We start from the raw sequence: 10,000 nt of genomic DNA, 5'->3' as shown, positions 1-10,000 counted from the left end.
TCCAGACCCATGGCATCGGCGATAAAGGTCTTCGAGCCAATGAAGATCAGCACGATGGCCAGGGCGGGTTTCAGATAGCGGAAGCGATGGATGATCGCCGCCAGCGCAAAGTACAGCGCGCGCAGTCCGAGAATAGCGAAGATATTGCTGGTGAAGACGATGAAGGGGTCCAGCGTGATGGTGAAGATGGCCGGCACGCTATCAACCGCAAAGATCAGATCAACAAATTCGATCAGGGCCAGCGCGACCAGAAGCGGCGTGGCATAGGTGCGCCATTTGCCGGTTTTGGGATCAGGCTGTCGGGTCAGGAACTTTTGCTCGTCGAGGCCCGCGCTGATCGGAAAGACGCGCCGCATCAGCTTCAGCAGCGGATTGTTGCCGATGTCCGGGTGCTTGTCGCCGACAAACAGCATCTTGATGCCGGTGAAAATCAGGAAGACGGCGAAGACGTACAGCACCCAGCTGTATTGCGACACCAGCGTGGCCCCCAGCGCGATCATGATGCCGCGCAGGACGATCACGCCCAGTATCCCCCAGAACAGCACGCGGTGCTGATAGAGGGGCGGGATGGCAAAATAGGTGAAGATCAGCGAGATAACGAAGACATTATCGAGCGCCAGTGTCTTTTCGACGATAAAGCCCGTCAGATATTCCTTACCGGCCTGATCGCCCAGCGACCACCACACCCAGCCCCCAAAGGCCAATGCGATGGCAATATAGAAGGCCGACATCCACAGGCTTTCGCGGATGCTGACCTCATGCGTCTTGCGATGCAGAACGCCGAGGTCGAAGGCCAGAAGCGCGATAACGATGCCGATGAAGCCGGCCCACATCCACAGGGGCTTGTCCATCACCGGCGTGACAAGAAACTCCATCATAAGGATCGATCCTGTTCATCAGAAAAGCGGGCGGTGTGGGGGCGCGCCGGACGCTGACGGGCATAGATGGGCATCAGTCCGTCGAGATTGAGCGCCACGATCTGGTTCATTTCGCCCTTATCGAGCCAGACGCCGCGGCATTGCGGGCATTTGTCGATCCGGACGGGTCCGTGAGTCTTTTCCTTGAGCGGTATCTGGCAGTCGGGACAGCAGCGCAGGGGCATGGGGTCGCCTGTTTGGAATGAATATCAACCTGTCATTTGTAGCGCGGCCCGATGCTGCATTTCCGTTGGGAAGTCAGGCCGATGGCGCTGTTTTTCCGTGGCGTCATTTTTACGGCGCGTTTACAGCCCGGCGGCGCGAAAACAGCGAACTGAGGCCCCGTTCGATACAGCGCCTTGGCGTATCGGCACGCTAGGGTGAAGGGGCTCAGAACGAAAGCGAGCCTTTCAAGCAAACCCCTCAAAGGAGATGACAATGCAACCCCGCGGCCACTCCCGCGACCTGTTCAATGGGAGCGGAGCCACCACCAGAACCCTGAGCATGGACGGCGATCTGCGCCGCTACATGATGGGCATATATAACCGTATGGGTCTGGCCTTGCTGATCTCAGGCGGTGTCGCCTTTCTGGCGGCGCAGTCCTCCGGCTTCATCAATGCGGTATACGTCATGTCGGGCGACCGCATCAGCGGCCTGACGGGCCTCGGATGGGGTCTGGCCTTTGCGCCCCTGGTGATGGCCATGGTGTTAGGCTTCGGCGTGATGCGCATGAGCCTCGCCACAGCGCAGTTCAGCTTCTGGGTCTTTGCCGCCATTATGGGCCTGTCGCTGACCTCGATTGTGCTGGCCTATACCGGTGCGTCCATCGCGCAGGCTTTTCTGATCACGGCGATCACCTTCGGCCTGACCAGCTTCTGGGGCTACACCACCAAACAGGACCTGACGCGTTTCGGCGGGTTTCTGATGATGGCCGTCATCGGCCTGATCGTCGCCAGTCTGGTCAACCTGTTGCTCCAGAGTTCGTGGCTGCAACTGGCCTTGTCGGCTCTCGGCGTGCTGATCTTCACCGCGCTGACGGCTTATGACACGCAACGCCTGAAGGGTCTCTATTACGATCTGTCCGATCAGGGGGAGACCCGCGGCAAGATCATGATCCTGGGGGCCCTGTCGCTCTACATCAACGTCATCAACATCTTCACCAGCCTGCTGCACCTTACCGGTGAGCGGCGATAACCGGGAGAGACGACCATGGACTACGATGATTTTTACTTCGACGAAACCGGCAATCCCTACCGCGAGCGCCGCTCCCGCCGGGCCGCCGAACGTGAAGAAGACATCCTGATCGACACTCTGAGTTTCCGCTCCTCGCGCCGCGAGGCCCGCAAGCGCACCGAGCGCATGAACAACAGATTGTTGCGATAAAGGGATCGGTTCCCGCGCCATCGCCCCCCCCAGCGCAGGGAACCGTTTTCGCCCGGATCGGCTGAATAAAGCCGGATCACGGGCCGTCCAGCGGTAGGAGAGACCGCTGCGGGAAGCCGCCGGGCTGGTGCACCGGCGGCTTCCATTTTTTTTTGGAGCGCCTCCCACAGGTTTCGACCGACAGTTCCGCTATCCTTTCGCCCCAAACGGATTTAGGCTCAGCCTCATGCGTCTGCCACCCTTTCTGGATCATCCTCCCTTGCCGGTACTGCGCGGCCAGCGCGCCTTGTGGCAGGAAGCGCTGCTGAGCCTTGTCATGGTGTTTGCGGCCGCCTGCGTCAGTTATGTTCTGATGCAGTCCGGCTTTCCCTCGCCCGAAGCCTTGAGCATCCTGTTTGTCCTGCCCGTTCTGGCGGCGGCGATCTTTCTTGATCTGCGGCTGGCGCTGGTGACCGTGGCGCTCAGCGTCATCACCTACAATCTGGTCCTGCTGCCGCCCTTCTGGACTTTCGACCTGACCAACCCGCAGGCGGTGGCCAAGATCGTGGTGCTGCTCATCGTCACGCTTGTGGTCAGTGCCCTGACGACGCGCCTGCGCCGCATCACGGGCGAAAGTCAGGCGCGCGAAAACGTCCTGGGGGGGCTTTATCAACTCAATCAGGACCTTGTCGGCAAAACCACGGTGGCGCAGGTGCAGGCGGCCAGCGAAGCCTGCCTGAGCGCCCTGACCACCGTGCCCTGTCAGATCTGGTATAAGGATGTGCCTGTTGATGACCCGCTGTTGTCCGAAGCGGCGCAGGAAGGCGCGTCAGCCGGGGCCGGTCAGGTGCTGGCGCCGCACGACCCGCGCCTGATCCTGCCCCTGATCGACGGCGAAAAGACGCTGGGGGTGCTGGTCTTTACGCCGCAAGACCATGCGCCATTTCCGGTCGAATTGTTCCCCCCCAGCCTGTTGCCGACCCTGGCCGCGCAGGTCGCCAGTGCCCTCAGTCGCGCCGCTTTGGCCGAAGCGCACGAACAGCAGGTGCGTCAGGCCGACCGCGAGCGCTTCATGAGCGCCATGCTGTCCTCGCTGTCGCATGACTTCAAGACGCCGCTGGTCGGCATAGTCGGCGCGCTGGAAGCGCTGGAAGGCCGCGTGGATAGCGAGGCGCGGGACATCGTCGCGGATGGTCTGGCCGAAGCTCTGAGGCTGAACCGCTATGTGGTCAATCTGGTCGAAATCAGCCGGCTTGAGGCCGGTGTGCGACCACGCAGCGAGCCCTTGCATATCCGTGACGCCGTCTCAGGTGTTCTGCGTACGCTGCGCCCCCTGATCGGCCGCCAGAAGTTCCGCATTACGGTCGAAGCGGGGTTTCCGCTTCTCAACCTCAATGCCTCGCTGTTTGACCTTGTCCTGCTGAACCTGATCGAAAACGCCCTCAAATACGGCCCGCCCGAAGGCGAGATCACCATTGATGCCCGCGTCACTTCGGACGGCGTTGAAATTGACGTCGATGATGAGGGGGCGGGCATTCCGCCGCCTTTGCGAGAGCCGGTTTTCACCAAGTTTTACCGGGCCGTAGAAGGCGATCGCAAGATAGCCGGCACCGGGCTGGGGCTTTACATCTGCCGCGAGATCGTGGCCTCCTATGGCGGGCGTATCGAGGCCATAGACCCACCCGATGGCACAGGGGCCTGTATGCGCGTCTGGTTGCCGGAAGCGGCGACGCTGCGTCTGGCGACCCTTGAGGAGGAGACGGAATGAGCGGTTTGCAGCCCAAGGTACTGGTCATCGAAGACGATCCGCAGGTGCGCAAATTTTTGACCATCACCCTGACCTCTCACGACTATACGGTCATTCCGGCCGAGACAGGACGCGAAGGCATTCGTCTGGCGACTTCGGTCAAGCCGGACGCGGTGCTGCTGGACCTCGGTTTGCCCGACATTGACGGCACGGAGGTCATAGGCTCCATCCGCAGTTGGTCCAAAATGCCGATTCTGGTCGTGTCGGTGCGCGATCAGGAAGAGGAAAAGGTCAAGGCTTTTGATCTGGGGGCAAATGACTACGTCACCAAACCCTTTGGCACGGCGGAGCTAATGGCGCGCCTGCGGGCCTCTCTACGCGACTCCATCGTCGCTTCCGTCGAAGATACGCGGGTCGAGGTCGGCGATCTCTGTATCGATCTGGCGGCGCACAAGGTGTCCGTCCGCGACACCCCCATCAAGCTGTCGCCCAAGGAGTTCGCCCTGCTGAAGGTTCTGGCCACCCACGCCGGAAAACTGCTCACCCACAAATACCTGATGCAAAAGGTATGGGGCGAGGCTCAGGCCGACGACAACCAGTATCTGCGCATCTATATCGCCCAGTTGCGTCAGAAGCTCGAAATTGATCCCGCACGCGATCAGTTCATCGTCAATGAGCCCGGTATTGGCTACCGGCTTGAGGCCACGTCAAAGACCAGTTGAAACTCAGGTTTGTTGCGCGCGCAGACGCTGGTACAAAAGCCGGGTTTCCAGAAGGTTCGAAATGCGTAAAGCCACTTCGATCACATCGAAAGGCTTGGCCACAAAGTCCTTGGCCCCCAGCGACAGGGCGCGGCGGCGGGCCTGAAGCGTCGTATCCGCCGTCAGCACCAGAACCGGGCGGTATTCATCGGCGCGTTCATGGCGACCAAAGGCCTCAAGAAGCTGAAACCCGTCCACTTCGGGCATCATCAGGTCGAGAAGCACCAGATCAGGCGCGAGGTCGATATAGGCCTGCATGGCGCGCGCCGGGTCGGTAATGCCGTGCACATCATTATAGCCTTCGCGTTTCAGCAACGCGATCAGCAGCAGCACATTGGCCTCTTCGTCGTCGATGACGAGGATGCGGCGCGACAGAAGGTCTCCCGGTGCGATCAGGTGTCCCGGCATGGTCGTGGTCTCAGATCTCTGGTTTATCGGATGTAGATGAGGCTGCGGGCAGGGTGAACCAGAAGCGCGCCCCTTGCGCCGGGGCCTCATAGCCAATCTGCCCGCGCATGGATTCCACAAGGCGCTTTGACAGGGCCAGCCCCAGCCCGGTGCCCTCGACCCGCGTCTTTGATTGCTGCCCCAGCCGGTCAAATGGCGTGAACAGGCGTGAGGCCGCCGACGGGTCGATGCCTTCGCCATCGTCTTCGACCTCGATGCGAATGTCGTCGCCCTTGCGCCCATAGGCCAGACGCACGCAGGTGCCGGTACGGTTATATTTGGCCGCATTGGCAATCAGGTTCAGAAGGACCTGTATCAGCCGCCGCCGGTCGGCCTGGGCGATCAGGCCGGGCTCGGCCGCCTCAAGCTGGAAGCTCAATCCGCCCGTAGCCACAATCGGCGCGGCCAGCGCGTGCACCTCCTGCACCACGTCGTCCAGATCGACCGCTTCGATCGACATGTCGGTCGCCCCGGCCTCGATGCTCGAAATATCGAGCAGGTCGTTGATCAGCGACAGAAGATGCCGTCCGGCCTTCATGATCTGCTGCACGGCGGCCCGGTGCGGCGGCGACAGCGTCTCTTCATCCAGCTCCAGCAACTGCCCGAAGCCCAGAATGGCGCTCATCGGCGTGCGCAGTTCGTGGCTGGTCCGCGACAGGAATTCGCTCTTGGCCAGATTGGCGGCAATGACGTCCTCACGCGCCATGCGCAGCGCCTCTTCGCTACGGCGGCGCTCAGTCATGTCGCGCGTCACCTTGGCAAAGCCGCGCACCTGACCATTATCGTCGTGCAGGCTGGTGATCACCACATTGGCCCAGAAGCGCGAGCCGTCCTTGCGCAGACGCCAGCCCTCGTCTTCGACCGTGCCGCGGTCGCGTGCCCGTTGCAGCATCTGGGCGGGCAGAAAGTCGCGCGTTTCGTCGGGGTAGAAACGGCTGAAATGCTGCCCCAGAATTTCCGGTGCCGTCCAGCCCTTGATGCGTTCCGCCCCCAGATTCCAGCTCGTCACCACGCCATCGGGATCAAGCGCAAAAATGCCGTAGTCGCGTACCTCTTCGATCACGAGGCGGAAGCGCTCCTCGCTTTCGCGCAAGGCCTGTTCACGGCCACGCAGGAGCGCACTGGCCCGCGTCAGGCGCTGCGCCAGCCGCCCGATCTCATCGGCGTCCTGCGGCAGGTCGTTCAGCGCCTCGCCCTGCGCCAGTCGCTCGGCATTGTCCTCAAGGTTGCCGATACGGCGCACAATGCCGGTCGAGAACAGATAGACGGCCGCCAGACTGCCCAGAAGGCCGACAATGGCGCTGATGGCCGTGAGGAACAGGAAGCGGTTGCGCACCTCTTCAACGCGGCGCAGCCTTTGATCGAGAAGTGCGTTTTCGCGCACCTGAATGCGGTCGATTTCCTGCCGCATGGCGTCGAGCACGATCTTATTGGACACCAGCGCGGCCTCGATCTCAGCCGTATGGCGTCCGTTACCGGGCCGCCCGTCGGCCAGTTCGACAATGGTGTGCAGGCCTTCGCGTTTGCGCACCGCAAGCGACCGGATGCGCTCAAAACGCTGACGGATTTCGGCGTCGCGGATGATGCCATCCAGTCTGTCAAAGGTCGACGGCAGATCGGCCTCGGCCTTGCGATAGGGTTCGAGAAACCGCGCCTGCCGCGTCAGCACATAACCGCGCACCCCGGCGGCGGCTTCGGCCAGAAGGGCGTGCACCTGATAGGTGTCGCGCTGCACGGCGAAGGCGCGGCGCACATCGTCTTCGGCTTCTTCCTCGGCATGGCTGGCCTGAAACAGCAGGCTGAGCGACACCAGCAGGATGGCCAGCGGCAGAGCCACCACCACCAGCCCCTTGAGCGCCAGCGGCCGGTCGGCCCAGAAGCGGGTGAGAAAGCGCGCCAGCCTCATGCCTCACGCCCCGCCGACAGATGCCGCGATGCCAGCACCGCCGCCTGCGTGCGGTCTGTGACCCCCAGCTTGGCGATCAGGCGCTCGACATGCGCCTTGACCGTCGCCGGGCTGATGCCCAATGACCGCCCGATCTCCTTATTGGTCATGCCTTCGGCGATCAGATGGACGATTTCGCGCTCGCGCCCGGTCAGGCTGGACAGGGCGGCCGGGTCGCGTTCAACCGGTTCCGGCGCGCGCATGGCGGCGCTGACCAGATCGAGCGGCAGGGCGGTCTGCCCCTGCGCCACACGCACAATGGCCGCTTGCAGATCGTCAATGGCGGTATCTTTCAGGACATAGCCCGCCGCACCCGCCGCCAGAGCTTCCCGCACATAGGCGGGCAGGTCGTGCAGGGTGAGCATTAGCACGCGCGCCGACAGCCCCAGGGCCGCGATGCGTCGCGTGGCTTCAAGGCCGTCCATATCGCCCTTCAGGCGCACATCCATCAGCACCACGTCCGGACACAAGGCCTCGGTCAGGGCAATGGCGGCCGGGCCATCGGCGGCTTCGCCTACCACGCTGAACCCGCTGCTGGTCAGGACGGCCTTTAGCCCTTCACGCGCCAGGGCGTGGTCGTCAACAATCAGGATGCGCAAGGGATCGGCGGTCAAAAGGATACACTCACAGGGGTTGGGGCAGGTGGGCGGTAACGCTGACGCCTTCGGGACCGGCCTCCCACAGGAGGTGTCCGCCAATGGCCAGCATGCGTTCGTGCATCACTTCGCGTCCGACATGCATACCCTGCCGCGCCTCCGAGCCGGTGGGCTCCGTGTGACTCAGACCACGCCCGCCATCGCTTATACGCAAGGTGAGGCCCGAAGGCGCATCGGCGCTTAAGCTCAGAGTGACCGGGCAGGGGCCCCCGGCGTGCTTACGGATATTGCTGACGGCCTCCTGCGCCACACGAAACAGGGCGGTTTCGACGGCGGAGGGCAGGGGCATGGCCCCCCCGGGCACGTCAAAGGTCACGGTATAACCGTCCGTCTCCAGTGCCTCGGCCAGATAGCGCAGGGCAGCACGCAGCCCCAGATCGTCGAGCAGGGTGGGGCGCAGTCCGCCGATAATGGCGCGGATTTCCTGCACCAGCTCGCGCGCAATCTGCGCCAGACGCGCCCGCTGCGGTCCGGCGACGGGTTCCTGCGCGCGATCCGTCCCGCCTTCGAGCAGGCGGACCAGCGCCGTCGCGGTCTGAGCCACGCCATCGTGCAGTTCGTGCGACAGGCGGCGGCGTTCGTCTTCCTGCGCTGTGAACAGGCGTCCGACGACGTATTCCAGCCGCTGTTCGCGCTCACGCAAGGCGGCGGTCAGGCGGCCGCGTTCGGCCTCACGCTCGATGCGGCTGGCCGTGGCCCCCATCAGTTCCAGAACGAGCCGCACCGCTTCGCGGTCCTCGCCATCCGGAATGTCGCTCAGATCAGCGAAGCCGTCGATAATGACGAAGGCGAAGGGAGCCGTAGCCGCGCCTTCGCTTTGACCCGGCGCGCGCAGACCCAGCCCCGGCCCCTGTGACGCGATAGACGCCCGGCCCCGCCCCAGAAAATGCGCCAGTCGCCCGGCGCAGGTCTGAAGCACGGTCTCGACCGTGGTCATCTCGGCCAGCGCCAGTTCACCCCCTGCTTGCGACAACAGCCGCAGACGCGCCGCCCGCGCCTCGGCTGCGCGATAAAGCTCGCGCAGTTCGGCGACGGTTTCAATCTGCGCAGATAGCAAAGGGGAGGCGCTTTCCATTGCCTGTCTCTATACCGGGAAAGCCCTGTTGTGCATAGGCCATCCGGCCTAGGCCGCAAGGCGCGCCAGTCGGCGGATGCGCTGCCGTCCCGTCTGCCCCTACCTTCTCCTCACAAGCCGCAACGACGTTGATGGCGTTTGAAGAGGAAAGGTGCAACACGATGAAAAAGATGAACTTGAAGGCCGCCTGTCTGGCTCTGGCCCTGCCGCTGGCCTTTGCCGGCGCCCCGGCTCTGGCGGCGGGTAATGCGGCCCAGGTCAGCCCGGCTGTCTATGCCCCGATCACCGTGGCCGAAGTCGAAGCCGCCCAGAAGGCCTGGGGCGAAGCGCTGGTCGCCATTTCGACCGAAAACGACAAGAACGGCTACGCAGCCGCTAAGCGTCTGGCGGAAAAGGTGCTGGATAGCGCTTACGGCTACAACTACGGCCCGGTGCTGTTCAAGCCGACCCTGACGGTGGCTCCGCAAACCTTCCGCACGACCCGTGACGGTGCCTTGGCCTATTTTGTTGGTGGCGACACCAGGTTCCCGAACGACAAGGGCTTTGCGCTCAAGAGCTGGCGTGGCTTCAAGATTGACAATGCCGGCATCGTCATCACCGGCGACAGCGCCATTTCGATGGGCAATGTCACCCTGACCGACGCCAAGGGCAATGTCACCGTAGTGGACAAGACCTGGGGCTATGTGCGTGACGGCGAAGGCAAGCTGCGCATCGTCCTGCACCACTCCTCCCTGCCCTATTCGGCTAAGTAATACCCCCCCCCTTTACTTAAGCCGTGTGCAGGCGGGTCAGGCGCTGACCCCCCGTCTTCTGATCCGCCTGCGTCTTTTTCTTTCAAGGTCCGTTTGATGTTTCGCATAACCCGGCTGGTGCCGCTCGCTTTTGGTTGTCTTGTGCCTTTTGCCGCTCAGGCGGCGAGCGAAGACACAGCCGTGTGGGGTGGCCTGCATTCCCAGTTCAAGCTGAACGACCGGGTCTCCGCGACGGTAGAAGTGCAGAAGCGCTTTAACAATGACGCCTCGCGTCTGGGGCAGTATCTGATCCGCCCCAGCGTTAGCTACGGTTTCAGTCCGACCACCCGCGGGAGCTT

General features: G+C 62.9%; 12 protein-coding genes. 6 read left to right on the top strand and 6 right to left on the bottom strand.

Annotation, left to right across the window (positions count from 1 at the left end):
- A partial coding sequence (locus LDL37_RS00440) for a TerC family protein (protein WP_290792761.1) occupies positions 1-878 on the bottom strand: 878 nt, incomplete at its 3' end.
- A complete protein-coding gene (locus LDL37_RS00435) occupies positions 875-1,102 on the bottom strand; it encodes a zf-TFIIB domain-containing protein (protein ID WP_290792759.1) in 228 nt (75 codons plus the stop codon). The genes LDL37_RS00440 and LDL37_RS00435, both read right to left, overlap by 4 nt.
- Positions 1,103-1,355: 253 nt before the next feature.
- On the opposite strand from LDL37_RS00435, the gene LDL37_RS00430 reads away from it, so the two are divergent.
- The 4 genes from LDL37_RS00430 to LDL37_RS00415 all read left to right on the top strand — a co-directional run bounded on the left by LDL37_RS00430 (position 1,356) and on the right by LDL37_RS00415 (position 4,748).
- The gene (locus LDL37_RS00430) at positions 1,356-2,111 is read left to right on the top strand and encodes a Bax inhibitor-1/YccA family protein (protein ID WP_290792756.1); all 756 of its coding nucleotides are present in this window, start codon (positions 1,356-1,358) and stop codon (positions 2,109-2,111) included.
- 15 nt (positions 2,112-2,126) lie between these two features.
- The gene (locus tag LDL37_RS00425; protein WP_013478614.1) at positions 2,127-2,300 is read left to right on the top strand and encodes a hypothetical protein; all 174 of its coding nucleotides are present in this window, start codon (positions 2,127-2,129) and stop codon (positions 2,298-2,300) included.
- Between the two features lie 226 nt (positions 2,301-2,526).
- Entirely contained in the window at positions 2,527-4,047 is a 1,521-nt protein-coding gene (locus tag LDL37_RS00420; RefSeq protein ID WP_290792751.1) for an ATP-binding protein, read from the top strand.
- Complete coding sequence (locus LDL37_RS00415; RefSeq protein ID WP_290792749.1) at positions 4,044-4,748, top strand: response regulator transcription factor; 705 nt, start codon at positions 4,044-4,046, stop codon at positions 4,746-4,748. Before LDL37_RS00420 ends, LDL37_RS00415 begins: the two co-directional genes overlap by 4 nt.
- A 3-nt stretch (positions 4,749-4,751) precedes the next feature.
- Here LDL37_RS00415 and LDL37_RS00410 read toward each other — a convergent pair whose 3' ends face one another.
- The 4 genes from LDL37_RS00410 to LDL37_RS00395 are packed head-to-tail and all read right to left on the bottom strand — an operon-like array spanning position 4,752 to position 8,910.
- Positions 4,752-5,195, bottom strand: coding sequence for a response regulator (locus LDL37_RS00410; protein ID WP_290792747.1), 444 nt, complete (start codon positions 5,193-5,195; stop codon positions 4,752-4,754).
- A 10-nt stretch (positions 5,196-5,205) separates the two neighbouring features.
- Positions 5,206-7,140, bottom strand: a complete 1,935-nt coding sequence (locus LDL37_RS00405; RefSeq protein ID WP_290792745.1) for an ATP-binding protein — start codon at positions 7,138-7,140, stop codon at positions 5,206-5,208.
- Complete coding sequence (locus LDL37_RS00400; RefSeq protein WP_290792743.1) at positions 7,137-7,793, bottom strand: response regulator transcription factor; 657 nt, start codon at positions 7,791-7,793, stop codon at positions 7,137-7,139. The genes LDL37_RS00405 and LDL37_RS00400 overlap by 4 nt, the downstream gene beginning before the upstream one ends.
- Before the next feature lie 10 nt (positions 7,794-7,803).
- Complete coding sequence (locus LDL37_RS00395; protein WP_290792741.1) at positions 7,804-8,910, bottom strand: histidine kinase; 1,107 nt, start codon at positions 8,908-8,910, stop codon at positions 7,804-7,806.
- Positions 8,911-9,071: 161 nt separating this feature from the next.
- On the opposite strand from LDL37_RS00395, the gene LDL37_RS00390 reads away from it, so the two are divergent.
- Both LDL37_RS00390 and LDL37_RS00385 read left to right on the top strand, forming a co-directional pair.
- On the top strand, positions 9,072-9,662 hold the full coding sequence (locus LDL37_RS00390) for a phosphoribosyl-AMP cyclohydrolase (RefSeq protein WP_290792739.1): 591 nt from the start codon (positions 9,072-9,074) through the stop codon (positions 9,660-9,662).
- A gap of 96 nt (positions 9,663-9,758) precedes the next feature.
- The coding region (locus LDL37_RS00385; RefSeq protein WP_290792737.1) for a DUF2490 domain-containing protein at positions 9,759-10,000 on the top strand (242 nt) is incomplete at its 3' end.

It is taken from the genome of Asticcacaulis sp., assembly GCF_020217185.1.
In the GTDB taxonomy this organism is placed as follows: Bacteria; Pseudomonadota; Alphaproteobacteria; order Caulobacterales; family Caulobacteraceae; genus Asticcacaulis.
The sequence above is the reverse complement of the archived record's forward strand: the minus strand, read 5'-3'. Positions and strand labels throughout refer to the sequence as shown.